Annotated in this window: 21 protein-coding genes; 6 read left to right on the top strand and 15 right to left on the bottom strand. The window is 69.0% G+C overall.

Going from position 1 to position 24233, the window contains the following annotated elements:
• The first annotated feature begins 45 nt into the window (after nt 1-45).
• The 6 genes from KIH07_RS07275 to KIH07_RS07250 all read left to right on the top strand — a co-directional run bounded on the left by KIH07_RS07275 (nt 46) and on the right by KIH07_RS07250 (nt 7563).
• The gene (locus tag KIH07_RS07275) at nt 46-2553 is read left to right on the top strand and encodes a bifunctional salicylyl-CoA 5-hydroxylase/oxidoreductase (RefSeq protein ID WP_226491337.1); all 2508 of its coding nucleotides are present in this window, start codon (nt 46-48) and stop codon (nt 2551-2553) included.
• Nucleotides 2550-3050, top strand: a complete 501-nt coding sequence (locus tag KIH07_RS07270) for a MarR family winged helix-turn-helix transcriptional regulator (RefSeq protein WP_226491336.1) — start codon at nt 2550-2552, stop codon at nt 3048-3050. Before KIH07_RS07275 ends, KIH07_RS07270 begins: the two co-directional genes overlap by 4 nt.
• Nucleotides 3051-3055: 5 nt before the next feature.
• Nucleotides 3056-3910, top strand: a complete 855-nt coding sequence (locus tag KIH07_RS07265) for an enoyl-CoA hydratase family protein (protein ID WP_226491335.1) — start codon at nt 3056-3058, stop codon at nt 3908-3910.
• A gap of 90 nt (nt 3911-4000) precedes the next feature.
• Complete coding sequence (locus KIH07_RS07260) at nt 4001-5203, top strand: acyl-CoA dehydrogenase family protein (protein WP_226491334.1); 1203 nt, start codon at nt 4001-4003, stop codon at nt 5201-5203.
• 148 nt (nt 5204-5351) lie between these two features.
• Nucleotides 5352-6995 (top strand): AMP-binding protein, encoded by a 1644-nt coding sequence (locus tag KIH07_RS07255; RefSeq protein WP_226491333.1) that lies wholly within the window; start codon nt 5352-5354, stop codon nt 6993-6995.
• 175 nt (nt 6996-7170) lie between these two features.
• Entirely contained in the window at nt 7171-7563 is a 393-nt protein-coding gene (locus KIH07_RS07250) for a RidA family protein (RefSeq protein WP_226491332.1), read from the top strand.
• 3 nt (nt 7564-7566) lie between these two features.
• Here KIH07_RS07250 and KIH07_RS07245 read toward each other — a convergent pair whose 3' ends face one another.
• From KIH07_RS07245 to KIH07_RS07175, 15 genes are read right to left on the bottom strand one after another with little or no spacing between them, the layout of a single operon-like run.
• A complete protein-coding gene (locus KIH07_RS07245; protein ID WP_226491331.1) occupies nt 7567-8526 on the bottom strand; it encodes an NAD-dependent epimerase/dehydratase family protein in 960 nt (319 codons plus the stop codon).
• Nucleotides 8527-8543: 17 nt separating this feature from the next.
• Nucleotides 8544-9545, bottom strand: a complete 1002-nt coding sequence (locus KIH07_RS07240) for a fumarylacetoacetate hydrolase family protein (protein ID WP_226491330.1) — start codon at nt 9543-9545, stop codon at nt 8544-8546.
• Between the two features lie 31 nt (nt 9546-9576).
• Nucleotides 9577-10155, bottom strand: a complete 579-nt coding sequence (locus tag KIH07_RS07235; protein ID WP_226491329.1) for a cupin domain-containing protein — start codon at nt 10153-10155, stop codon at nt 9577-9579.
• Nucleotides 10152-10955: a cyclase family protein gene (locus tag KIH07_RS07230; RefSeq protein WP_226491328.1), complete on the bottom strand. Its 804-nt coding sequence runs from the start codon at nt 10953-10955 to the stop codon at nt 10152-10154. Before KIH07_RS07230 ends, KIH07_RS07235 begins: the two co-directional genes overlap by 4 nt.
• Nucleotides 10952-12106: an MFS transporter gene (locus tag KIH07_RS07225; RefSeq protein WP_226491327.1), complete on the bottom strand. Its 1155-nt coding sequence runs from the start codon at nt 12104-12106 to the stop codon at nt 10952-10954. The genes KIH07_RS07230 and KIH07_RS07225 overlap by 4 nt, the downstream gene beginning before the upstream one ends.
• A gap of 12 nt (nt 12107-12118) precedes the next feature.
• Nucleotides 12119-13243 (bottom strand): FAD-dependent oxidoreductase, encoded by a 1125-nt coding sequence (locus KIH07_RS07220; protein ID WP_226491326.1) that lies wholly within the window; start codon nt 13241-13243, stop codon nt 12119-12121.
• Nucleotides 13240-13590, bottom strand: coding sequence for a Rieske (2Fe-2S) protein (locus KIH07_RS07215; protein ID WP_226494640.1), 351 nt, complete (start codon nt 13588-13590; stop codon nt 13240-13242). Before KIH07_RS07215 ends, KIH07_RS07220 begins: the two co-directional genes overlap by 4 nt.
• A 13-nt stretch (nt 13591-13603) precedes the next feature.
• A complete protein-coding gene (locus tag KIH07_RS07210) occupies nt 13604-14554 on the bottom strand; it encodes a VOC family protein (protein WP_226491325.1) in 951 nt (316 codons plus the stop codon).
• A gap of 29 nt (nt 14555-14583) precedes the next feature.
• Nucleotides 14584-15759 carry an alpha/beta hydrolase family protein gene (locus KIH07_RS07205; RefSeq protein WP_226491324.1) on the bottom strand — a complete coding sequence of 392 codons (1176 nt, stop codon included), beginning with the start codon at nt 15757-15759 and terminating at the stop codon, nt 14584-14586.
• Nucleotides 15760-15764: 5 nt separating this feature from the next.
• A complete protein-coding gene (locus KIH07_RS07200; RefSeq protein ID WP_226491323.1) occupies nt 15765-16265 on the bottom strand; it encodes a nuclear transport factor 2 family protein in 501 nt (166 codons plus the stop codon).
• On the bottom strand, nt 16262-17512 hold the full coding sequence (locus KIH07_RS07195) for an FAD-dependent oxidoreductase (protein ID WP_226491322.1): 1251 nt from the start codon (nt 17510-17512) through the stop codon (nt 16262-16264). The genes KIH07_RS07200 and KIH07_RS07195 overlap by 4 nt, the downstream gene beginning before the upstream one ends.
• A gap of 27 nt (nt 17513-17539) precedes the next feature.
• Complete coding sequence (locus KIH07_RS07190; RefSeq protein WP_226491321.1) at nt 17540-19960, bottom strand: efflux RND transporter permease subunit; 2421 nt, start codon at nt 19958-19960, stop codon at nt 17540-17542.
• Nucleotides 19957-20994: a WD40/YVTN/BNR-like repeat-containing protein gene (locus KIH07_RS07185; RefSeq protein WP_226491320.1), complete on the bottom strand. Its 1038-nt coding sequence runs from the start codon at nt 20992-20994 to the stop codon at nt 19957-19959. Before KIH07_RS07185 ends, KIH07_RS07190 begins: the two co-directional genes overlap by 4 nt.
• Nucleotides 20995-21006: 12 nt before the next feature.
• Nucleotides 21007-22359, bottom strand: coding sequence for a DUF1329 domain-containing protein (locus tag KIH07_RS07180; RefSeq protein WP_226491319.1), 1353 nt, complete (start codon nt 22357-22359; stop codon nt 21007-21009).
• Nucleotides 22360-22373: 14 nt separating this feature from the next.
• On the bottom strand, nt 22374-24038 hold the full coding sequence (locus KIH07_RS07175) for a DUF1302 domain-containing protein (protein ID WP_226491318.1): 1665 nt from the start codon (nt 24036-24038) through the stop codon (nt 22374-22376).
• Between the last annotated feature and the right edge of the window lie 195 nt (nt 24039-24233).

Below are 24233 nucleotides of genomic sequence, written 5' to 3'. Positions count from 1 at the left end.
TTTTCCCGGTTGGCGCGATATATTTCATGTCTAAACTAATTAGACATGAACACCTCCATTCCCGCGCTGCGGCGCATCCTGTGCATCGGTGGTGGCCCCGCGGGCCTGTATTTCGCCCTGCTCATGAAGCGGCGCGACCCCTCGCTCACCGTCACGGTGGTCGAGCGCAACCGACCGTTCGACACCTTCGGCTGGGGCGTGGTGTTCTCCGACCAGACGCTGCAGAACCTGAAAGTGGCCGACCCGGAATCGGCCCGGCAGATGGCCGACGCCTTCAACCACTGGGACGACATCGAGGTCTTCTACAAGGGCGGGCGCGTGCGCTCCAGCGGCCACGGCTTCATCGGCATCGGCCGCAAGCGCCTGCTCAACATCCTGCAGGAGCGCTGCCTGGCGCTGGGCGTGGACCTGGTGTTCGAGACCGACGTGACCGACGACCAGGCGCTTGCCGCACAGTACAACGCCGACCTGGTGATCGCCAGCGACGGCCTGAACAGCCGCATTCGCACGCGCTACGAGGCCACCTACCAGCCCGACATCGACACCCGCAAGTGCCGCTTCGTCTGGCTCGGCACCCAGAAGACCTTTGACGCCTTCACCTTCGCCTTCGAACAGACCGAACACGGCTGGTTCCAGGCGCACGCCTACAAGTTCGATGGTGAAACCTCGACCTTCATCGTCGAGACCCCGGAGGACGTGTGGCAGGCCCACGGCATCGAACAGATGAGCCAGGAAGACGGCGTGGCCTTTTGCGAAAAGCTGTTCGCGAAATACCTCGATGGCAACGCGCTCATCAGCAACGCCAAACACCTGCGCGGCTCGGCCAACTGGATCCGCTTCCCGCGCGTGATCTGCAACACATGGGTGCATTGGCAAGACATCTCAGGCAAGCTCACGCCCATCGTTCTGATGGGCGACGCGGCCCACACGGCCCACTTCTCCATCGGCAGCGGCACCAAGCTCGCGCTGGAAGACGCGATCGACCTGGCCGACGAATTCACGCGCCACGCCAACGCCGACATGGCCGAGGTGCTGCGGGGCTACGAAGCGCGTCGCAGCGTGGAGGTGCTGAAGATCCAGAACGCGGCGCGCAACTCCACCGAGTGGTTCGAGAACGTGGACCGCTACACCGGCATGGACATTCAGCAGTTCGCCTACTCGCTGCTCACCCGAAGCCAGCGCATCAGCCACGAAAACCTGCGCCTGCGCGACCCGCAGTGGCTGGAAGGTTACGAGGCCTGGCTGGAGGCTCATACCCCCCACGCTCCGCCGCTGCGCGGGTCGCTGCCCCAGGACGGGGAAGGGACCCTGTCCTTGCCGGTCCCGGGGACTGGTCCGGCCAGGGGCGGCCCGGCGCCGGATCGCGCGGCACGGCACCCTACACCACCCATGCTGCTGCCGCTGACCGTGCGCGGCCTCACGCTGAAGAACCGCATCGTCGTCTCGCCCATGGCGCAGTACAGCGCCACCGACGGTGTGGCGGGCGACTACCACCTGGTGCATCTGGGCGCGCGCGCCCTGGGCGGCGCGGCGCTGGTGATGGTGGAGATGACCAGCCCCACGCCCGAAGGCCGCATCACCCCGGGCTGCACCGGCCTGTGGAACGACGCGCAGGAGGCCGCGCTGCGCCGCATCGTCGATTTCGTGCACACCCGCAGCAGCGCCAGGATCGGCCTGCAGCTCGGCCACAGCGGCCCCAAGGGCTCCACGCAACTCGGCTGGGATCAGATCGACGAGCCGCTGCCCTCGCCCGGCGGGCGGCCCGACAGCTCGCCCAACTGGCCGCTGCTCTCGGCCAGCGCCCTGCCCTACGGGCCACAGAACCAGGTGCCGCGCGCCATGACCCGCGCCGACATGGACGCCATGACGGCGGCCTTCGTCGAGTCCACCCGGCGCGCCGCCGCCGTGGGTTTCGACTGGCTCGAGCTGCACTGCGCGCACGGCTACCTGCTCTCGGCCTTCATCTGCCCGCTCACCAACCAGCGCACCGACGACTACGGCGGCTCGCTGGACAACCGCTGCCGCTACCCACTCGAAGTGTTCAGCGCCGTGCGCGCCGCGTGGCCCGCCGACAAACCCATGAGCGTGCGCATCTCGGCACACGACTGGGCGCCCGGAGGCAATACGCCCGACGACGCCGTGGCCATCGCGCGGCTGTTCAAAGCCGCCGGCTGCGACGTGATCGACGTGTCCTCGGGCCAGACCACGCGCCAGGCCAAGCCGGTCTACGGCCGCATGTACCAGACGCCGTTCGCCGACCGTGTGCGCAACGAGGCCGGCATCCTGACCATGGCCGTGGGCGCCATCACCGAGGCAGACCACGCCAACAGCATCATCGGCGCCGGCCGCGCCGACCTCTGCGCCGTGGCCCGGGCCCACCTGGCCGACCCGGCCTGGACGCTGCACGAAGCGGCCAAGCTGCAGACCCGCGCCATCGAATGGCCGCGCCCCTACGAAAGCGGGCGCGACCAGCTCTACCGTGAGATCGCGCGCCAGCAAAGCCTGCAGGCGGCCAACCCCGTGGCCCAGGCCGCCCCCGAGGAAACCGCATGAACATTCCGCTCGACCTCGAAGCCCGCGCCCACAGCGAACACGCGCAGTCGCTGCGCCTGTGGTTGCGGCTGCTGACCTGTTCGCAACTGATCGAAAAGCGCGTGCGCGCCGGGCTGCGCGAGCAGTTCGACACCACGCTGCCGCGCTTCGACCTCATGGCCCAGCTGGAGCGCCACCCCGAGGGCCTGAAGATGAAGGAGCTGTCGCACCGGCTCATGGTCACGGGCGGCAACGTCACCGGCATCACCGACCAGCTGGTGGCCGAGGGCCTGGTGGAGCGCGTCGGCGTCGAAGGCGACCGCCGCGCCTTCCTGGTGCGGCTCACGCCCGAGGGGCGCAGTGCGTTCGAGCACATGGCCACGCAGCACGAGCAGTGGATTGTGGAGGCCTTTGAAGGCCTCTCGCCGCGCGATCTCGATCAGTTGCACAAATTGCTGGGCAAGGTCAAACAACACCAGCTCGACATCAATCAACGCGTGGATGAAACCAGCGAGTAAAGACCATGAAACACCCCATCCCCGACCACAACCCCATGCGCGGCCAGTACGCCGCCATGGCCGGCAACCCGCCCAAGCACTTTGCCCTCAGCGTTTCCGACGGCGTGGCCACCGTCACGCTCAACCGGCCCGAGCGCAAGAACCCGCTGACGTTTGATTCCTACGCCGAGCTGCGCGACTGGTTCCTGGCCCTGCAACGCGCCACCGACATCAAGGCCGTGGTGCTCACCGGCGCGGGCGACAACTTCTGCTCGGGCGGTGACGTGCACGAGATCATCGGGCCGCTCACGAAGATGAGCATGCCCGAGCTGCTGGCCTTCACCCGCATGACGGGCGCGCTGGTCAGCGCCATGCGTGCCTGCCCGCAGCCCATCGTGGCCGCGCTCGACGGCGTGTGCGCGGGGGCCGGCGCCATGATGGCGCTGGCCTCGGACCTGCGCCTGGGCACACCCGCCGCCACCGTGGCCTTCCTGTTCACCCGCGTCGGCCTGGCCGGTGCCGACATGGGCGCCTGCGCCCTGCTGCCGCGCATGATCGGCCAGGGCCGCGCGAGCGAACTGCTGTTCACCGGCCGCGCCATGACGGCGCAAGAGGGGCAGGCCTGGGGCTTCTTCAACGCGCTGCACGAAAGCGCCACGCTGCTGCCCGCGGCCCACAAGCTCGCGGCCCAGCTCGCGCAAGGCCCCACCTTCGCGCACGGCATGACCAAGACCATGCTGCACCAGGAATGGGCCATGACGCTGGACCAGGCCATCGAAGCCGAAGCCCAGGCCCAGGCCATCTGCATGCAGACGCAGGACTTCCGGCGCGCGTACGAGGCGTTTGCGGCCAAGCAGCGCCCGGCCTTTGAAGGGGATTGAACCATGTACCCCCACGCTCATCACTTCGTGTACTCACTGCCCCCCAAGGGGGCGCTGGCCTCCCTTGGGACGGCCCGGCGGGAGTCCTGAATGGTCGCCTTCGAACACCCCCACCCGCACGGCGCGCTGGCGCCGACCGCGCACCTCGAACTGCCCTTCTTCGACGACGCGCACCGCGCGCTGGCCAACGGCCTCGTGGCCTGGGCGCGCGAACAACGGGTGGACGAGTCCGACGACCGCGCCGCCTGCAAAGACTGGGTGCGGCGCCTGGGCGGCGCAGGCTGGCTGCGCTACTGCGTGCCCGAGGACCACGGTGGCGCCCTGCCCGGGCTGGACTCGCGCGCGCTCGTGATCCTGCGCGAGACCCTGGCCTACCACTCCCCGCTGGCCGACTTCGCCTTCGCCATGCAGGGCCTGGGCAGCGGCGCCATCACGCTTGCGGGCACAGCCGCACAGCAGGCGCACCGCCTGCCGGCCGTGGCCCGCGGCGACCAGATCGCGGCCTTTGCGCTGAGCGAGCCCGAGGCCGGCTCGGACGTGGCGGCGATGGCGTTGCGCGCCACCCCAACGCCCACCGGCTGGACGCTGAACGGCCAGAAGACCTGGATCAGCAACGGTGGCATGGCCGACTTCTACGTGGTGTTCGCCAAGACCGAGCCGGACGCCGGCGCGCGCGGCATCAGCGCCTTCGTCGTCAACGCCGACGCCCCGGGCCTGGACAGCAGCGCGCACATCCAGGTGATGGCGCCGCACCCGCTGGCCACGCTCACGTTCACCGACTGCCACATCGGCAGCGATGCCCTGGTGGGCAGCGTCAACGGCGGCTTCAAGCTCGCCATGCAGACGCTGGACATCTTCCGCGCCTCGGTGGCCGCCGCCGCGCTGGGCATGGCGCGCCGCGCCTTCGCCGAGGCCGTGGCCCACGCCAAGACGCGCAAGATGTTCGGCCAGACCCTGGCCGATTTCCAGCTCACCCAGGCCCGGCTGGGCGAGATGAGCGCCCTGATCGACGCTGCGGCCATGCTCACCTACCGCGCCGCCTGGATGCGCGACCGCAGCAGCACCCACGGCGCGGGCACACCGGCCTACACGGCCGCCGCGGCCAGCGCCAAACTCACCGCCACCGAAAACGCGCAGCGCGTGATCGACATGGCGCTGCAGATGTTCGGCGGGCGCGGCGTGCAGGTGGGCCAGCCCATCGAACACCTGTACCGCGACATCCGCTCGCTGCGCATTTACGAGGGTGCGAGCGAGGTGCAGCTGCTGATCCTTGGCAAACAGGCTTTGAGATGAAACACCCCCGCCGCGCTGCGCGCGACCCCCTCAAGGGGGCAATGCCTACGGCCCGTCCTGAGCTTGTCGAAGGGCGGTTCCGTGGCATTCCCGGGTTTGGGCATGTCGCGCCGGTCGTCCATGCAGACTGAGAGAGAAGGAGTTCCCCATGCCATCCGCTCAACTTGATCGGTTCGTCCACGACCGCTTGCCGCCACCCGAACAGTGGCCCGAGCTGCGCTACAACCTGCCTGAGCTGCAACAGATCCCCGCGCAGCTCAACGTGGTGCAGGCGCTGTTCGATCGCGCGGTGACCCGCGGCCACGCCGACCGGCCGTTCCTGCGCAGCGACGAGCGCACGCTGAACTACGCGCAGGCCCGGGCCGAGGTCAACCGTATCGCCAACGTGCTCACGCGCGACATGGGTCTGGTGCCCGGCAACCGGGTGCTGCTGCGCGGCGGCAACTCCATCGCCATGGCGCTGGCCTGGCTGGCCGTGGTGCAAAGCGGTCTGATCGCGGTGGCCACCATGCCGTTGCTGCGCGCCACCGAGCTCAAGGCCGTCATCGACAAAGCCCTCCCCTCCGCCGCGCTGTGCGACGTGAAGCTGCAGGACGAACTCAAGGCGGCCCTGGCACAGCGTCCGGAAACGGCAAGGCTGCCGCTGCGGCTGTTCAACACCGGCGACGCGGCTGTGGTGATCACCGACTCGCTCGAAGCACTCGCCAAACACGCCAGCGACCAGGCCACGCCCTGCCCCACCAGCGCCGACGACATCGCCCTGCTGGCCTTCACCTCGGGCACCACCGGCCGCCCGAAGGCCGCCGTGCACACCCACCGCGACGTGCTCGCCGCCTGCGAGACCTGGCCGCGCCACGTGCTGCGCGCCACGCCGGACGACATCGTGATGGGCTCACCCCCGCTGGCCTTCACCTTCGGCCTGGGCGGCCTGCTGGTGTTCCCCATGTGGGCAGGGGCCTCGGTGTATTTCCCGAGCATTCCCTACACGCCCGAAGCCATGGTCAAGCTCATTGGCCAGGTGGGCGCCACCATCTGTTACACCGCGCCCACCTTCTACCGCCAGATGGCCGCGTTCGCGAAGCAGCACGGCGTCGGGAAACTGCGCATCAGCGTGAGCGCGGGCGAGGGCCTGCCCGACGCCACCCGCCAGCTCTGGAAAGAGGCCAGCGGGCTGGAGATGCTCGACGGCATCGGCGCCACCGAGATGTTCCACATCTTCATCTCCTCGCCGCCCGAGGCGGTGCGCCGCGGTGCGATCGGCCAGGTGGTGCCCGGCTACCGGGCGAAGATCGTGGACGAGAACGGGCAGACGCTTGCACCGGGCCAGGTCGGGCGGCTCGCCGTGGTCGGTCCCACCGGCTGCAAATACCTGGACGACGCGCGCCAGGCGCAGTACGTGAAGGACGGCTGGAACTTCCCCGGCGACGCCTTCAGCCAGGACGCCGACGGCTACTTCTTCTACCAAGCGCGCACCGACGACATGATCATCACCGCCGGCTACAACGTGGCCGGCCCGGAGGTGGAAGCCTCGCTGCTGCTACACCCGGCGGTGGCCGAGTGCGGCGTGGTCGGCCGCCCGGACGACGAACGCGGCATGGTCATCGTGGCCTACGTGGTGCTCAAGCCCGGCGAGGCCGCCGACGCCGCCCAGGTCAAGGCCCTGCAGGACCATGTGAAACACACCCTGGCGCCCTACAAGTACCCGCGCGACGTGGTCTTCGTGGACAAGCTGCCGCGCACGGAAACCGGCAAGCTGCAGCGCTTCGCGCTGCGCCAGCAAGCCAGTACATGACACCCCCCGCGTCGCCTCACGGCGCCACCCCCCTCTCTGGCGCCTTCGGCTTGGAGGGGGGCGACACCTGGGGCCGGCGGAGCCGGACCCTCGGCGTCCCTGGATTGGGCTGTGGCGCTCGCGGGTTGGCTGGCGGAAGCCACTACCCTTGCTTTTTTTTAATGACGACTCTCACATGAAACACCTGCAACCTCCCGGCTGGGCCACCCCCAAGGGTTACGCCAACGGCGTCGCCGCGCGCGGCACGATGGTCTTCGTCGGTGGCCAGATCGGCTGGAACGGCGCCCAGCAGTTCGAGAGCGACGACTTCATCGCACAGACCCGCCAGACCCTGCTCAACATCCGCGAGGTGCTGGCCTGCGCTGGCGCCGGCCCCGAGCACATGGTGCGCATGACCTGGTACATCGTGGACCGGGTCGAATACAACGCACGGCTGCGCGAACTCGGCGGCGTGTACCGCGAGGTGATGGGCAAACACTTCCCGGCCATGACCTGCGTGCAGGTCGCGGCCCTGGTGGAAGCGCGGGCCCAGGTGGAGATCGAGGTCACGGCCGTGCTGCCGGACTGAGGATCAGGCCGAAACCAGCGCTCCACGCACCAGCGCCTCCAGGTCGGCATCGCGGCGGAAGCCCGCGGCATCCGCGCGGGCCGTGCGCAGCGGGGGAAAGCGGCCGAACAGGGCCTCGATGCGGGCATCGGGCGCCCAGCGCACAAGATCGTCCGCGGGCGTGCCGTGCACGCGGCCGACCGCCTGCGCCAGTTCGGCCATGGCAAAACGCAGCGTGGGCAGGGTCAGCACGCGCTCGCCGCCGGTCAGGGCCGGGTCGAAGCGGGCGGCGTGCAGCAGCTGTTCCACCACGCAAGGCAGCGAGGAGGCCCAGGTGGTGGCCCCGGGCGAGGTGGGACAGACGAAGGGACGGCCCGCTGCCAGCTCGCGGATCAGGTCGCTCAGGAAGGCCGAGAGCTGTCCGGTGCGTTCGGGTGGGCGGGCCAGCACGCCGGGGATGCGCAGGGCGCGCCCGTCCACCCAGCCGCGGCGGCTGAAGTCGTTGATCAGCACCTCTCCCACCAGTTTGTGCGCCCCGTAGCTCAGCTGTGGCCGCGCGGGTGTGTCGTCGTCCACCTCGGCGGGCAGGGTGCCGAAGACGGCGATGGAGCTGGCGAACACGAACACCGGGGCCGCCCCGCCCCGCACCACCTGCTGCCGCCCCTGTTCCAGCAGGGTCTGGGTGGCGTCCAGGTTGACGCGGCGCGCCAGCTCGTGGTGCTGTTCGGCCGTGCCACCGGGAATGCTGGCGAGGTGGAACAGCAGGTCGATGGGCGGCCGCTCGGCCAGCGCCGCACGCAACGCCGTCGCGTCACCCATGTCGAGCGCCAGCTGGCGCACGCCCTCGCCCGCCGCGCGCGCGAAGGCCTGGTCCATCAGCGTGAGCTGGCCGACGGTGCGCCCGCCCAACGGGCTGCCCGGCATCAGGCGCTGCGTCAGGGCGCGCCCCAGGAAACCGGCCGCGCCGGTGATCAGCACGTGCATGGCGTCCCCATCCGTTCTCAGGCAGGGTGGGCAGCGTCGGCCATCGCGACCACGCGCTGGTCGATCACGCCAAACGGCCCGTCCGCACCACCGTCGAAGCGGGCCTGCATGCGCACGCGGTCGCCGAAGCGCATGAAGCCGGTGCGGATCTCGCCCTGGTCGATCTTCTCGATCACGCGCCGCTCCGCGATGCAGGCCGAACCCGCCGCGCGCGACACGTTGGAGACCGTGCCCGAGCCGACGATGCTGCCGGCCGTGAGCCGCCGTGTGCGCGCCGCGTGGGCGATGAGCTGGCCGAAGTGGAAATTCATCTCGCCGCCGTGCGGCTCGCCAAAACGCTCGCCGTTCCATTGCACCTGCAGCCGCATCTGCACCCGGCCGTCGCACCAGGCGCTGCCCAGTTCGTCGGGCGTGACGGCCACCGGCGCAAAGGCGGTGGAGGGCTTGGCCTGCAGGAAGCCGAAGCCGGTTTTCATTTCGTGCGGGCCCAGCGCGCGCAGGCTCCAGTCGTTGATCTGCACCAGCAGGCGCACACAGGCCAGCGCCGCCTCGGGCGACACACCCATGGGCACCGGCCCGGTGACCACGCCGAACTCACCCTCGAAGTCGATGCCGTCGGCCTCGCTGGGCAAAGGCACGTCGTCGATCGGCCCGAGGAAGTCGTCGCTGGCGCCCTGGTACATCACCGGCACGCTGTCGAACAGCGGGATGGGCGGCGTGTTGAAGGCCTGCTCCATCAGCCGGCCGTGGTTCAGGAAGGCCGAGGCGTCGAGCCACTGCGGGCAACGCGGCAAGGGTGCCGCGCAGGCGGCCGGGTCGAAGTCGAAAGCGCCGGGCGCGCTGCCGGCGTTGAGCGACTCGGACAGATCGGACAGCGGCTGCTGGACTTGTTCCCAGCGCCGCAGGGCTTCGATCAGGCTGGGTGAGACGGCGTCGGCGCGCACGGCGCGCTGCCCGTCGCGCGAGACCAGGACGAGGCGGCCGTCCAGCGAGCCGTCTTTGAGGGTGGCGAATTTCATGGGGGGGGTGTTCCCGGGAATGGAGGGTCTGTCAGCGCGTGGCCAGCGCAGCGGCCAGGGACGGCTCGTAGGCGCCATCGACCAACACGAACAGCATGCGGCAGGGCTTGCCCGAGCGGTTGGCCCAGGCGTGGTTGCTGCCGCGCTGCACGACCACGCTGCCGGGCCTGAGCTGCACTTCGCTGTCGTCGAGCACCAGGGTCAATTCGCCCTCGATCACGACGCCGTAGTCCACGCTCTCGGTGCGGTGCATCAGCGGGTGCGGCGAATGGGCCTTCACGGTCGAAGCTTTCTCGTCGCCGATCTGGCTGAAGGCGTCCTTCATCTTCCCGGCGCCCTGTGCCAGGAACTCGGCCGTGTCGGGCGGGATGTCGACGAAGCGCATGCGGGTGCCTTGCTTGGGCGGCGGCAGCATCAGCGGGCCCAACGTCGGGTCGGCGCCGTTGTCCACCGGGGCCGGGGTGGCGGCGGTGCTCCAGACCTCGTGGAACACCGTGCCCGGGATCGCGGCGATCTCGACCACGGTGGGCAGCGGGCCGCTGCTCGCGACGATGGCCTTGCCGTCGGCATCGTGGCCGGTGACGACGCGGTGGATCGGGGGAAAGCTCATGGGGTTCCGTCCTCAAAGATGGCGACCGCACGCGTCCAGCCGGCCGAGGCGCCGCGGATCTTGTGTGGAAAACAGCTGATGGTGAAACCCGTGGCCGGCAAGGCTTCAAGGTTGTGCAGCTTCTCCAGATGGCAGTAGCCGATGTCGCGGCCCGCCTTGTGGCCTTCCCAGATCAGGGCCTTGTTGCCGGTCTCGGCCACGCGCTGGGCGGTGTACGAGAACGGCGCGTCCCAGCTCCAGGCGTCGGTGCCGGTCAGGCGCACGCCGCGCTCCAGCAGGTACATGGTGGCCTCGTAGCCCATGCCGCAGCCGGCGCCCAGGTAGTCGCTGTGGCCGTAGCGGCTGCCGGCGCGGGTGTTGACCACCACGATGTCCAGCGGCTCCAGCGTGTGGCCGATGCGCTGCAGTTCGGCGGCCACGTCGGCCGCGGTGGCCACGTAGCCGTCGGGGAAGTGGCGAAAGTCCAGCTTCACACCTGGCTGAAAGCACCACGCCAGCGGCACTTCGTCGATGGTGATGCTGGGCCGCGCACCGCCGTTCTTCGCGTCCTGCGTGGAATGGAAGTGCCAGGGCGCATCGAGGTGGGTGCCGTTGTGTGTGGTGAGCGTCACCCACTCGGCGGCCGCGGCCTCGCCATCGGGGTAGTCCTCGGGCTGGGTGCCCGGGATCATGGCCATGAACTCGGGCAACGTGTCGGCGTGCTTCTGGTAGGTGATCTTCGGCGCCAGCGGCGGCGGGTCCGACAGCACGTCGTTCTCCAGGTAGATGGAGAGGTCGACGAAACGGCGTTGCGGCTTCATGCGGCAGCCCCGGTCAGGACCGCAGGTGCCTGCCCCGGCAGGCGGGACATGCAGTAAACGGCCAGACCACCAATCAACACCGCCGCCAGACCCAGGCTGCCGTAGCCGGCCGACTTCACCAGCGTGCCCCCCAGCACCGGCCCGATGGCCGCGCCGACCATCAGCATCGCGGGCGTGGCGGCCATCGCGCGCCCACTGGGTTCGAGCCGCGCCATCAGGCCGAAGGCGAAGGTGTGGGTGAAGATCATCACGGCGGCGAACACCGAGGCCGATGCGGCGTAGGCGTAGAAGCTGGGCGCGTTCATGATCACCGCCGCCAGCAGCGCCTGGATCACCGGGCCGGCCAGCAGCACGCGGCGCGCATGCCAGCGTTTTTCCAGCATCGCCGCCAGCGCCGCGGGCAGCAGGTTGACCATGCCCAACACCACCAGCACGCCCGTGATCAGGGTCAGGCTGTAGCCACGGTCCGACCCGACACGCTCCAGGAAACTGAAGGTCATCGACTGCACCAGGGCCATGGCGCTGATGCCCACGATGCCGAACCAGACCGCGCGGGGAATGTGCGCGACCGGTGCGTCCACCGCCGTGGCCTCGCGCTCGGGCTCGGGAAAGCCTGCCGCGCAGACCAACGAAGCCAGCAGCATCACCGCACCAAAGATGGCGAACAGCATGAAGCCACCGGCCGCCTCGATCACCTTGGGTGAGGCGCCGAGGAACAGCACCGCGAACACCCCCAGGCCGATGCCCACGATGGCGAACTTCAGGTGTGGGTTGACACTGCGCGCGATGGTGCCGTGGGTGACGCTCAGCGCGGCCCCGGCGGCCAGGCCACCGACCGCGTGCAACACCGCCATGGTGGTGGTGTCCTGCGGCTGCGACAGCGTGCCGAAGCAGGCGGCCGCCAGCGCATAACCGCCGGCCGCCACCCAGCGCCCCTTCACGCGCTGGAAACGCGAGGCCAGGAAGACGCTGGATACCACCGCGCCGATCAGGAACAGCGTGGCCAGGCCGCCGGCCTGCTGCGGGTCGAGCTGGTAGTGCTGGATGAGTGTGCCGACCCAGACCGGCAGCGCCACCAGATCGACCATGCCGGCACAGTGCGCCACGATCAGGGCCACATGGCCGAACGTGCTTGTGGAACGGGGGTTCATGGCATCTCCTGGTCAGATGGGTTGCGCCAGCGCCATCAGCGACTCGCGCATGATGCGGGCGTGTTCTTCCTTGTCGCCACCGGCGACCTCGATCTCGCCCAGGCGGGCCGAGTTCTGCACCACCATGCGGCAGCGCTCCCAGCGCCGGGCCTCGAACGCGGCCAGGGCCTCGCCCACCTCGGCTGCCCGGCCCAGCTCTTCGGCCAGCACCAGCGCGTCTTCGATGCCGATGCAGGCGCCCGAGGCCAGGTGGGGCGTGGTGGCGTGCACCGTGTCGCCGATCAGCACCACGCGGCCGCTGAACCAGGGGCGCGGCATCAGCAGGCCTTCGAGCGGGCGGTAGACGATCTGCGAGTCGGGGCCGATCTGCTCGCGAATGGCCTGCAGCACGGGCGCGGGGAAGTCGGCCAGCAGGCCGCGCAGGTGCTCGGCGAAGCTGGCGGGGTCGACGTGGTCGTTGGTGGGGCGCGGCTCGGTGACGAAGAGGTACATCTCCGTCTTCGACACCGGGTTCACACCGGGTTTGATGCGCGGGCCCATCCACATGGTGGCGGTTTCGATTTCGGGCGGGCGCGGCAGCACGGCGCGCCACACGGCCTGCCCGCTGTACCGCGGCTGGGGCGCCTGCGGGAACAGGGTCTCGCGCACTTTCGAATACAGGCCATCGGCACCGATCACCAGGTCGTAGCGGCGCCGCTGGCCGTCGGTGAAGCCGACGTCCACACCGTCGGCGTCCTGATCGATGGTGGTGAAGCTGCAACCCAGAAACACATTCGCGCCCGAGGCCCGCGTGGCCTCAGCCAGGATGCGCGCCAGCACCGGCCGCATGATGCCACCGCCACCGGGCACATCGGCCCCGGCGATGCGCGGCGTGGGCAGCTCGGCCACCTTGGGGCCGTGGGGCAGGCACAGGTGCACGCCGTCGGTGGCGCTGCCCTGCTCCAGGAAGGCTTCCAGGATGCCGAGCGTGCGAAAGGCGCGCAGGGTCGCGCCGCCCAGGCTGATGCCGGCGCCGTAGCTGCGCCAGCCAGGATCGATCTCGACGAGGTCGACCTCATGGCCTTGCCGGCGCAACTGGATGGCGGCCGACATGCCGGAAAAGCCGCCGCCGATGATGAGGATGCGCGAGGGGTTCATGTTGTTGTCTCCTGACGGGGGTTGTGGGCGAGGTGCACCTCGCCGTTGTTGTGAATCAGCAAAGGGGCCGGCGTGAGCGAATCCCCCAGGCAGGGACCCAGTGTGCACAGTCCGGTGTCGATGGCAAATTGCGCGCCGTGCGCGCCACAGACGATGCGGTCGCCCGCGGCGTTGAGGTAGGCGTCCTTGCGCCAGGCCATGTGCGTGCCGTGGTGCGGGCAGCGGTCGGCCCAGGCGAACAGCCGTTCGCCCTGGCGCACGATGAACAGCGAGTCCTGCCCGCTGCGCTGCGGGTCAAAGCCCCGCGCCGCGCCCTCGGGCAGCTCGCTCAGGTGGCACAGCCGCATGGTGGCCATCGCCTCAGTGCTCCGCGCCGACCGCGGGCTTGCCAACACCAGGCGGCGGGCCCGACGGCGCCCAGTTTTCGCGGTGCTGGAACAGGAACAGCTGCGAGGCGTCGGCGCTCATGGGCACTTCGCGTTCGGCCCAGCTGTCGTCGTGCAGATCCATGTCGGCGTCGTACTCGATGTGGCAGCCCAGCGGCGAGTTGAAGTACCAGAACCAGTTGCTGCCGAACTTGTGGCGCCCCGGCCCCCAGAAGCTCTGGTAACCCTTCTCGACGAAACGCGCGCCGGCCAGCATCAGCTCGGTGGGGCCGCCCATGTGGAAGGTGAAGTGTTCGCAGCCTTTCATGAAGGGCGGGGTCTGGATCATGAAGAAGGTGTGGTGTTCCAGCGTGCCGGCGGGGCGCAGGAAGGGGCCGACGCCGGTGAAGCGGTCGGTGCAGACGAAGCCCAGGCGCTTGACGTAGAACGCTTCCGCCTGGGCCACGTCCGGCACGAAATAGACCACGTGCGACAGCGTGCGCGGCAGGGCAGGCGCGTTGGGGTCCACGCCGACGGCGTTGGCCGGCCGCTGCACCGGTGCCCCCGGCGCGTTCACGGTTTCGGCGGGCAGGTCCAGCGGGCGGCGCACGCTGACCTGAAAGGCCAGCGCAAAGCCCATGTCGTCGTGCGAGCGCACCACACCGTCCTCGTGCATCACCGCGCGGTCGCGCGACAGCTCGGTGGCGATTGCCTGCAGCGTGGCCTCATCGGCCACGCCGTAGACGGTTTCGCGCAGCAGGCTGGCGGTGCCCAGGCTGGGCGGCAGGGTCGGGTCGTCCTTGGCGCGGATGACCACGGCTGTGCCGTCGAGGGCTTCGAAGCGGCCGTGGCCGGCATCGCGCAGGCCGTAGTCGATGAGGTACTGGCGGCAGGCGGCGAGATCGTCCACGCCAAAGACCAGGGCGTCGAGTCCGATGATGTTCATGTGGGTTTCCCTTCTTGCTGTGTGATGGTTCATACCGTGTTGCAGGCCGTGCGGCCGCCCAGGGCTTCGGCCACCCAGTCGGCGATGTAGTGGCCGGCGTTGATGCTGTTGTCGAAGCTGGCGTGCTGCGCGCCACCTTCGCGCTCGGTGAAGACCTTGAGTTCGCGCTTCGGGCTGTTGACCAGTTGCTCGTAGGTGCGGTGCGCCCACTTCAGCGGGATCTGCGAGTCCTTCTCACCGTGCGTCACCAGGAACGGCACCTTGATCTTTTCGACCATGCCGTCCAGGTGCACGTCTTCGGCGATGCGCATGAAATCGTCCACGTCCTTGGCGCCCCAGACCCAGCACACGTGGGCCCAGTAATGCGGCACCGGGAAGTCGCCCTCTTTCTCCAGCCGGCGCTTCTGCACGTCGCGCCAGTCGTGGTTGGCGCCCCAGGCCACGCCGCAGGCAAAACGCGGCTCCATGGCCACGGCGCGTGGGCAGTAGTAGCCGCCCAGCGACACGCCTTCGCAGCCGATGCGCTTGGGGTCCACGGCGGGGTGCTGCTCCAGCCAGTCGACCACGCGGCTGGCCCAGTGTTCGGTGTCGAAGCGCGCGGTCAGTCCCTGCAGGCGCAGCGCCTCGCCGGTGCCGGGCTGGTCCACCACCAGCGACGAGATGCCGCGCTTGGCCAGCCACAGCGGCAGGCCGACCAGGTGCTTCATCTCCTTGGTCGAATCGAGGCCGTTGAGCTGCACCAGGACCGGAGCGCGTTCGCCGGGCTGGAGGTTGTCAGCGGGGGTGTAGAGGGCCGAGAGGTGCTGACCCTCATACGGGATCTCGACCCGCTGGACCGGGTCGCCCATCAGCTGGGAACCTTTGAGGAACAGGTCGAGTTCGCGGCGGTAGATCGCCATGCGGCCGGGTGCGTTGTGCGCCTGCAGGCGCTCGGCGGTGATCAGGTAGCTGGCCGCGCGGCGGTATTTTTCGCCAGCGGACAACAAACGGCCCTTGGCCTCGTCCTCTTCGGCCAGGCCGCAGAGCCGGTCGGCCATGCTCACCCAGGTCTCGCGGAAGGCCGCGGTGCCCGCAGCGTCGGGCGCCTTGGCGGCCTCCTGCAAGGGGGCACACATCTGCTCGATCTCGCCGATGCGCGCGCCCATCTCGATCGCGAGATCGACCGAGAGGTTCCAGACGTAGTTGGTGGGAAAGTACTTGAACATGGTGCTCACTTGGAAGGGGTTTTGGCGGCGCGCGGGCCGATGCCCAGCGAGCCGAAGAAGATGGCGGTGGACTCGTCGCCGAAGTCGGGCACAAAGCGGAAGCCGTGGATCAGGCCGTTGCGCACGCGCACGATGTCGGTGCCCACGATGCGCTCGATGCCGGCCTTGGAATGCCAGGGGCTGCGCACCTCCAGCCTGGCGCTGACGGTGTCGCCATCGAGCTGGCGGCGCAGGACGGTGAACCGCGCCTTCGGCTGCACGACGGTGGTCTCGACGTAGTGCGCCAGGCACGCCGGGTTGTCCATCTCCGGGCGGCACCCGACGTAGTCGGAGCGCTCGACGTCGGGCGCGATCAGGGCGCGCACCGTTGCCATGTCGCCCGCGTGCACGGCGGCGACGTAGCGGTCGAACACGGCGTCGGGCGACTCTGCGGCGAGGGCGGTGGACACCACGCACATGACCAGGGAGGGGGACAACAGGAAACGGTACAACCAGGCGTGGTTCATATCGAGGCCCTCAGGAGGGACGGTGTTTGAATGGGAAGGGATTCCATCTGCAGCTCCGCGTCCTTGAGGTACTGCTCGGTCAGGGCCTTTTCCAGAAATCCCGTGTGGTCGAACACCACGTCGCGCAGCACCGTCAACGGCCAGGGCGTGCGGTGAAACAGGTAGCCCATGTAGCGCGCCATCGCAGCGTTCTTGTTGGTGAAGGCCACGCGCTGGCGGTCGTAGCTCGCCAGACCCTTGGCGAGCGCCGCGGGCTCGGCCAGATCCACCCCTTCGAGGCACTTGGCGAGCCACCAGCCATCCTCGATGGCCATGCCCATGCCATAGGCGGCATACGGCGACACCGGATGCACAGCATCCCCAACGAAGGACACGCGACCACGCGACCAGCTTTTCAGGGCCGGGCGGTTGTAGATCTCCCAGCGAAAGCAGTTGCGCTCGAAATCGGTGGCGGCCGCCAGCCGTGGCAGCGGATCGGCCCAGCCGTCCAGGTGCTTGAGCAGATGGGCCTTGGTGTCGCTGGGCGGTGTCTGGCCCTCGTTCCAGGGCTCCACAACCCACCATTCGACTGCGGGCTTTCCCTCGTGCAGGATCGGGAAAAAGCTGGCCTGCACGGTGCGCGAATGCGAGATCCACCCAACGTCGGGGGGCATGTTCTCGCAATGGCACCAGGCCAGCCAGACCTGGATGCCGCAGTGGAACAGGCCAAGGTCTCCAAACGTCTGCTGTGCGACCTGCGAACGGATGCCGTCGGCGCCGACCAGCAGATCGGCCTCCCATTGGCTGCCGTCCTCGAAGTGAACCGTGACCGCCTGGGCCGACTCCTCGTAGCGCAGGAACCGCTTGTTGGGCTGGATCAGCTCGGGAGGGATCACGTCCAGCATGCGCTCCAGCGCTGCAGAACGCAGCATGCCGTAGTGCCATCCCGGAATACCGGCGCGTGCTTCGGCCTTCTTGTTGAACGGCAGGCGCGTGCGCAGCCTGCCCCGGTGGTTGCGAAACTCGGTGACCGCGTAGGCGCCCAACCGATGAATGTCCACCCCCATGTCGCGCAGGATGGACAGCACCGGCAGGGACAGCAGCACCGCACCGCCGATGGGACGCACGGCGTCCTGGCGCTCGAACAGCCGGACGTCATGGCCGGCGCGGTGAAACGCCAGCGCGGTCGACAGGCCGCCCGGGCCCGCGCCAATGACGGCCACGCGGCGTCGGGGCGCAGGGCTTGTATGTGCGGAGGGGTTGTTCAAGAGGTTCTCCATGATTGCTTTTGGGGTTCAACGCGCCCCTGCCCGCAAGCCGACCGGCGCTGCCGCACCCGCGCTGGCTGGGGGCTGGACCGACGATGCGGTGACGCGGAACAACGATGCCGGCAGCAGGAAGTGCGCGAGCGCGGGCAGCAGCACGAGGGCGCCGAGCATGTTCCAGAGGAACATGAAGGCCAGCAGCAGGCCCATGTCGGCCTGGAACTTGATCGGGCTGGCGACCCAGGTGATCACGCCCACGGCCAGCGTGACGCCGGTCAGCATCACCACCTTGCCGGTGAACAGCAGGGCGCGGTAATAGGCCTCGGACAGGCTCTTGCCTTCGCGCAGCTGGGCCAGGGTGATGGACAGGATGTAGAGCGCGTAGTCCACGCCGATGCCCACACCCAGCGCGATCACCGGCAGCGTGGCCACCTTCACGCCCATGCCCAGCGCCACCATCAGCGCCTCGGCCAGGAACGAGGTCACCACCAGCGGCAGCACCGCCACGACCACCGCGCGCCAGGAGCGGAAGGTGACGAAGCACAGCAGCACCACGGCGCCGTAGACCATGAGCAGCATGGTGCGCCAGGCGTCCTTCACCACGATGTTGGTCGCGGCCTCGATGCCGGCCGAACCGGCGGCCAGCAGGAACTGTGTGTCGGCGGTGTTGTTGATCCGGGCGAAGGCCTCGACGTGGTCCACCACGCGGGAGAGCGTGTCGGCCTTGTGGTCGCGCAAGAAGACGTAGAGGGTCAGCAGGCCGCAGGCGTCGTTGTAGAGGCCGCGCGGCGCGCTGGCGGTCACGGTGTTGAGCATGTCCTGGTTGGGCAGGAACTCGTACCAGCGCGGGTTGCCTTCGTTCAGGCCGGAGAGCACGCGGCGGTTCAGCAGCGCCAGCGTGTTGGTGTTTTCCACGCCGTCGATCTGGCGCAGCTCCCATTCGAGCGCGTCGATCTTGTTCAAGGTGTCGTAGGCCGAACACTGTCCGTCGGGCGTCTTCACCATCACCGCCAGCACGTCGCTGCCCGCGCCGTAGGCCGCGTTCATGAAGGTCACGTCGCGGTTGTAGCGGCTGTCGGCCCGAAGTTCGGGCGCTCCGGGGTCGAGGTCGCCGATCTTGAGCTGGGTGCTGGCGACGAAGCCACCCGCGCCCATCAGCAGGCCCCCGGCCACCGCCACCGTGGCCCAGGGGCGCTGGGTGAAGCGGTCGAGCAGGGCCCACATGGGGTGTTTGGCCGCGCCGGTGGCATCGGCCTGCTCGGCGCGCAGGCTGCGCGCGGCGGCGCTGGCGCTGACGCCGGTGTAGCTCAGCCCGATGGGCAGCAGGATCAGGTTGGTGAAGATCAGCACCGCCACGCCGATGGAGGCCGCAATCGCCAGCTCGCGGATCACCTGGATGTCGATCACCAGCAGCACCGCGAAGCCCACCGCATCGGCCAGCAGCGCGGTGAGCCCGGCGAGGAACAGGCGGCGGAAGGTGAAGCGCGCGGCCACCAGCTGGTCCACGCCGCGCCCCACGTCCTGCATGATGCCGTTCATCTTCTGCGCGCCGTGGCTCATGCCGATGGCGAACACGAGGAAGGGCACGAGGATGGAGTACGGGTCCAGCGCGTAGCCCAGCAGCGGCAGCAGGCCCAGCTGCCAGACCACCGCGATCAGCGAGGCCAGCACCACCAGCAGCGTGGAGCGCACGCAGCGCGTGTACCAGAACACCATGGCGGTGGCGATGGCCACGGCGATGGCGAAGAACACCAGCACCGCCCGCACGCCGTCGATCAGGTCGCCCACGATCTTGGCGAAGCCGGTGACGTGCACCGTGACGCCTTCGGCCTCGTACTTGGTGCGCAGCGCGTCGAGCTCGTTGGAGAGCCGGGCGTAGTCGATGGCCTGGCCCTCGGCGTCCTTGGCGAGCAGCGGCAAGAAGATCACCGAAGACTTCGCATCGCGCGCCACGGTCTGGCCGATCTCGCCCGAGCGCGCCACGTTGGCGGCGAGCTGCTGCAGCTTGGCTGGCGAGTCGTCGAAGCCATCGGGGATCACCGGCCCGCCTTCCAGGCCGTCTTCGGTCACGCCGACCCAGCGCGTGCTCGGTGTCCACAGCGATTTCATGCGCAACCGGTCCACACCGGGCAGCAGGAACACTTCGTCGGACAGGCGCCGCAGGGTGTCGAGGTATTTCGCGTCGTAGATGCTCCCTTCGGGTTTCGCCACGGCGATGCGCACCGCGTTGCCCAGGCCACTCAGCTCGCTCTGGTGCGCCAGGAAGTTCTGGATGTAGGGGTGGCTGGTCGGAATGGTCTTTTCAAAGCTGGCGTTGAGCTGCAGGCGCGTGGCCTGCCAGCCCAGCAGCAGCGTGACCAGCGCGCACAGCAGCACCACGACGGCGCGGTGGTTGAACAGCGCGCGCTCGACCAGCGAACCCGAGCGGGGATCGAATGCGGATGCGTTCATTGGCGCGCTCCTGCGTCGACCGGAACCACACCGGCCACACCGAGCGTGAGCAGCGGGCCGCCCTGCAGCGGCAGCAGGGCCGAGGGCATGGGCGCCGGGGGCGCCTTCAGCGGCACCAGGGCATCGCCCTGCAGGCGCAGCACCACGCCGGCCTGGCTGGCGAGCAGCAGCCCGCCCTCGGCGTCGACCGCCATGGCGGTGATGGTGGCCGGCACCGGCGAGGCCAGCTGTGTCCACTGGGCGCCGCCATCGGTGGAGCGCCACACATTGCCGCGCAGCCCGGCCAGCACGGTCTGCCCGTCGGGGCGGATCTCACCAGCGAACCAGCTGCCTTTGTAAGGTGAGTTCATCGTTTGAAAGCTCTGGCCGCCGTCGAGCGAACGGGCCAGCAGGCCCTGCTCGCCGGCCAGCAGCAAGGTGTTGCCCGCGCGCCGCGCCACGTACCAGTGCAGAGCCCTGGGGTTGGGCAGACGGTCCATCCAGGGGCCCCAGGTCTCACCACCGTCGGCGCTGTAGAAGGCGAGCCCATAGGCGCCCACCGCGAGCAGGCGCTTGGCGTCCCACTGCAGCACGTCGAGGAAGGGCTTGTCGGGTCCGTCGGCGAGCAGCCGTTCGGCGTCCCGCTGGGCCTCGGGTGTGGTGGCGGCGACCTTGGCCAGTTCGGCCAGGCGCCGGCCATCGAGGCGCAGACGCCAGCTGGCACCCGCGTCTTCGGTGGTCAGCACCGTGCCACCGTGCCCCACGGCCACGCCGTGTTGGTCGTCGGCGAAACGCACCATGGTCAGTGTCACGCTCACCGGGCTGGGCGCCTGGCGCCAGGTGGCGCCGCGGTCGTCGCTCAGGGCCACGATGCCGCGCTCGCCCACCGCCACGAGGCGCGCACCGGCCTGGGCCGCCGCGAGCAGCACGGCCCGCTGCGGCGCCTTCACCACCAGGGCAGGACGTTGCAGCGCATCGACCACCGGCGAGCGGGCCAGCGCGGGGCCCGCGCCGGCTGCCGCGCACACCACGGCCAGGAGAAGTGACAGACGCATGGTGCGACCCGCTCAGCGCACGCCGTCGCCGGCCATGGCGTCGGGGGTGAAGAAGCTGTCCGGGCGGCGCGGCACGATCTTGTAGTGCTGGTTGCGCTCGTTGACCACGCCGTTGGCATACCAGGCGCCCGAGATCAGGTCGTTGAAGCCGAACTGCTGCTGAGGCGTGGTGGCCGGCAGATCCGGCATGGCGACAGGGTGGGACCACAGCGTCTTCCAGAGCTGCCCGTTGGCGTCCCAGCGGTCGCCCAGCACAGCCACCCAGGTGTCCTCGTCCACGTAGTAGCGGCTCTTGGGCGCCTGGTGGCGCTGCCCGGCTTTCAGCGTGGCCTCGACCACGTAGACGCGGTGCAATTCCCAGCGCACGTGATCGGGGTTGAGGTGGTTGGCCAGCAACACGTCGCCGACATTCTTGGGGGTGTGCAGGCGGTTGGTGTTGTAGGGGATCAGCATCTCCTGCTTGCCCACCAGCTTCCAGTCAAAGCGGTCTGTGCGACCGCCAAAGACATCGATCTCGTCAAAGCTCATCACGCCACTGGTCGCTGGCGTGGGGGTGTCGCAGCAGGCGTTGGGCAGCTTGCGCACGCGGCGTTGGCCGGTCAGGTACACCCAGGCGGACGTCCGCGACGGGTCCAGGTTCTCTCGCCCCGTGATCGCCTCGCCCGCGCGCACCGGAGGGCCCGAATTGACAATGCGGGTCAGCCAGTAGTCCCCCTGGAACTTGTCGCGCTCGTTCTCGGCGTAGTAGGGCATCTGAAAGTCGCCAGTGGCTTTCACCGTCAGCACCCTCTGCCCATTGGCGGTGGTCAGGTAGCCCTCGAAGTCGGCCTGCCAGGCCTCGCCGCGCCAGCGCAGCATGTGGTTCGCGATCACCTCTTCACCGGTCTTGGGGATCGGGAACGGAATGCCACCGAAGGCGCCGGTGACGACCCCGCCTTCGATCTTGGCGCTGGTGGCGTTCTTGAGCGTGTTGTCGTAGACCCATTGCGGCGCAGCCGCGGTGCGGTGGGTCTTGTAGACGTCGACGCGGAAGGTCTTGGGGTACTTCTTGAACATCGCCTGGGTGCCGTCGCTCAGCTTGTCGGCGTGCTGCGCCAGGTTGTCGGCGATGATGCTGTACAGCGGCTTCTCGTTGGCGAACGGGTCGCCCCGGCGGCCACCGTTCTTGAAGCCGGGAATGGGCGTGGTGTAGCCACCGGTCCAGGCCGGGATGCTGCCGTCCTTGTTGCCGGCGCGCTCGCCACCCAGCGGGGTGAGCTCGGTCTTGAGGCGCGCGGCCTCTTGCGCGGTGACGCCAGCGTGTGCCGCGGTCGTGGCCACCAGGGCGCACAACAGCGCCGGGGCCCAATGGGAAATGGGTTTCATGAATGTCTCCTCGATCAGAAGGTGGTGCGCAGCGACACGGTCAGGTAGTTCCGGTCTTTCAGCGCCTGCTGGTACACGGCGTTGTTGTTGGCGTCGAGCGTGGGCGCGGCCTTGCCCAGGAAGTGCACGACGTTCACGCCCAGGTTCCACGACCCGAGGTAGACCGCGTTCAGGCCCAGGCTGATGTCGCCGCCACTGTCGACGCCGAAGCCCGGCCCGACGGCCGAGGACTTGCCCTTGGTGTAGCCCAGGCCGATGCTGGGCGAGAGGTCCAGGCCCGGCAGCACCTGGCGGTAGCTGGGCGAGAACACCATGCGCGTGCCCACCGCCGATTTGTCCGCGTTGGGGTTGAGCATGTGTTGATTGCGGGTGACTTTCAGCCGCGTGTTCCACGCCACTTCGCCCACGAACGACGACTCTCTGGCGAGGAAGGACGGCCCGAGCGAGGCGATCCACGAGACCTGCGCATGCGCCGTCTCACCCACGGCGTAGCCAGGGTTGCTGTTGTTGTTCAGGCCGGCGTTGACACCGATGGTCGAGAGCGTGGACTGCCCCGAGCTGGCCAGCGGCGTGTTCTGGCGCAGCGAGACCTCGCCGGCCCAGCCCCATTCGCCGACCGACTTGGCGAAGCTGGCGCCGAAGGCGCGCACGCCCTCGTGGTACATCCAGCGGTAGCTGCTGGGTGCCACGGCGGGCGGCACACCCGTGAGCACGGTGTTGATGTTGCTCGGCGTGGTGGCGTGGTAGCGGATGGCGTAGAGGCCGAAGTCGGTGTCGATGGACGGCGCACGGAAACGCAGCTGCACACCGCCCTGCCCGCTGTCCTTGGCGTCCAGATCGGGCTGGCGCTCGAAAGCGGCGGTGGGCCCGGCCAGGATGCGTTCGGCACCCGGGCCCAGCGAGTCGCTGCTGGAGAGGTAGGCGCCCGCCGGCATCAGCCGGGTCTTCTCCCACTCATAAGCCAGGTAGGCCCCCAGCGAGACCTCGGGCGTGAGCTGCACCTGGCCCGAGAGCTTGCCGGTGGGCATGGCGACTTCCTTGAAGGTCGCGTTGGGCACCGAGAGCAGCTTGATCAGGTCCAGCGGCGCCTGGCCGCCCGCGATGCCGTTGGCGCCGAAGAACAGGCTCTCGCCCCAGAGCAGGGTGTGGCGGCCCAGGCGGGCCGAGGCTGGGCGCTCACCCAGGTCGAACTTGCCATAGACGAAGGCATCGAGCAGCTCGGCCTTGCGACCCATCAGGTCGCGGGTTTCCGTGGCGAATGCGCTGCCCGGCCGGTGGTTGGCGGTGAAGCCCGTGTTGTCGGTCTTGCCGTTGTAGACGCTGTCGTACCAGGTGGCGCCGCTGATCCGGGCGCCATAACCCGGGCCGGCGAGGTCCAGCTCGGTCAGCAGATCCAGGCGGTTGGACACCAGGCCCTTCTTGAAATTGTTGTCGCCATCGTCCTGATTGACCGTCAACGGCACCTGCGCCGAGAGCGTGGGCGAAGCGTCCTTCAGGCGCTGCATCAGGCTGACCTTCACGGTGTTGTCCCACCGCAGGGTCCAGTCGGGGTTGCCGGTGTCGATCTCGATCGCCGAGGCCGACTGGGCCGTCAACAGCGCCAGAAAGAGGCAGGAAAACGCGGGACGTGCGGCGGACCTGCGCGCAGGGGCTTTTCGGGCATGTGCTCGAACGGGCATGGCTTGTCTCCTTGTAGGTGTGGGGTCCTCGTCGATCCGGACCACTTGATCCAGATCAAACGAGTCGCGACTTTAGGGAGAAGGGCAGCCCCTGGGAAATGGGTTGTGCGAATCCTTTCCATCGGTTTCTGAAATATCAGGGCAAACCCTAGACCCCTGCGCGCACGGCCCGCCGCGCACTCAGGGCTGATGCAC

Source organism: Hydrogenophaga taeniospiralis (assembly GCF_020510445.1).
Lineage (GTDB): Bacteria > Pseudomonadota > Gammaproteobacteria > Burkholderiales > Burkholderiaceae_C > Hydrogenophaga.
This window is presented reverse-complemented; position numbering and strand designations above follow the sequence as displayed.

What these genes read in the sequence shown, in the direction of transcription:
- KIH07_RS07275 (WP_226491337.1), top strand. Translation starts at nt 46, where the DNA reads ATGAACACCTCCATTCCCGCGCTGCGGCGCATCCTGTGCATCGGTGGT.
- KIH07_RS07270 (WP_226491336.1), top strand. Translation starts at nt 2,550, where the DNA reads ATGAACATTCCGCTCGACCTCGAAGCCCGCGCCCACAGCGAACACGCG.
- KIH07_RS07265 (WP_226491335.1), top strand. Translation starts at nt 3,056, where the DNA reads ATGAAACACCCCATCCCCGACCACAACCCCATGCGCGGCCAGTACGCC.
- KIH07_RS07260 (WP_226491334.1), top strand. Translation starts at nt 4,001, where the DNA reads ATGGTCGCCTTCGAACACCCCCACCCGCACGGCGCGCTGGCGCCGACC.
- KIH07_RS07255 (WP_226491333.1), top strand. Translation starts at nt 5,352, where the DNA reads ATGCCATCCGCTCAACTTGATCGGTTCGTCCACGACCGCTTGCCGCCA.
- KIH07_RS07250 (WP_226491332.1), top strand. Translation starts at nt 7,171, where the DNA reads ATGAAACACCTGCAACCTCCCGGCTGGGCCACCCCCAAGGGTTACGCC.
- KIH07_RS07245 (WP_226491331.1), bottom strand. Translation starts at nt 8,526, where the DNA reads ATGCACGTGCTGATCACCGGCGCGGCCGGTTTCCTGGGGCGCGCCCTG.
- KIH07_RS07240 (WP_226491330.1), bottom strand. Translation starts at nt 9,545, where the DNA reads ATGAAATTCGCCACCCTCAAAGACGGCTCGCTGGACGGCCGCCTCGTC.
- KIH07_RS07235 (WP_226491329.1), bottom strand. Translation starts at nt 10,155, where the DNA reads ATGAGCTTTCCCCCGATCCACCGCGTCGTCACCGGCCACGATGCCGAC.
- KIH07_RS07230 (WP_226491328.1), bottom strand. Translation starts at nt 10,955, where the DNA reads ATGAAGCCGCAACGCCGTTTCGTCGACCTCTCCATCTACCTGGAGAAC.
- KIH07_RS07225 (WP_226491327.1), bottom strand. Translation starts at nt 12,106, where the DNA reads ATGAACCCCCGTTCCACAAGCACGTTCGGCCATGTGGCCCTGATCGTG.
- KIH07_RS07220 (WP_226491326.1), bottom strand. Translation starts at nt 13,243, where the DNA reads ATGAACCCCTCGCGCATCCTCATCATCGGCGGCGGCTTTTCCGGCATG.
- KIH07_RS07215 (WP_226494640.1), bottom strand. Translation starts at nt 13,590, where the DNA reads ATGCGGCTGTGCCACCTGAGCGAGCTGCCCGAGGGCGCGGCGCGGGGC.
- KIH07_RS07210 (WP_226491325.1), bottom strand. Translation starts at nt 14,554, where the DNA reads ATGAACATCATCGGACTCGACGCCCTGGTCTTTGGCGTGGACGATCTC.
- KIH07_RS07205 (WP_226491324.1), bottom strand. Translation starts at nt 15,759, where the DNA reads ATGTTCAAGTACTTTCCCACCAACTACGTCTGGAACCTCTCGGTCGAT.
- KIH07_RS07200 (WP_226491323.1), bottom strand. Translation starts at nt 16,265, where the DNA reads ATGAACCACGCCTGGTTGTACCGTTTCCTGTTGTCCCCCTCCCTGGTC.
- KIH07_RS07190 (WP_226491321.1), bottom strand. Translation starts at nt 19,960, where the DNA reads ATGAACGCATCCGCATTCGATCCCCGCTCGGGTTCGCTGGTCGAGCGC.
- KIH07_RS07185 (WP_226491320.1), bottom strand. Translation starts at nt 20,994, where the DNA reads ATGCGTCTGTCACTTCTCCTGGCCGTGGTGTGCGCGGCAGCCGGCGCG.
- KIH07_RS07180 (WP_226491319.1), bottom strand. Translation starts at nt 22,359, where the DNA reads ATGAAACCCATTTCCCATTGGGCCCCGGCGCTGTTGTGCGCCCTGGTG.
- KIH07_RS07175 (WP_226491318.1), bottom strand. Translation starts at nt 24,038, where the DNA reads ATGCCCGTTCGAGCACATGCCCGAAAAGCCCCTGCGCGCAGGTCCGCC.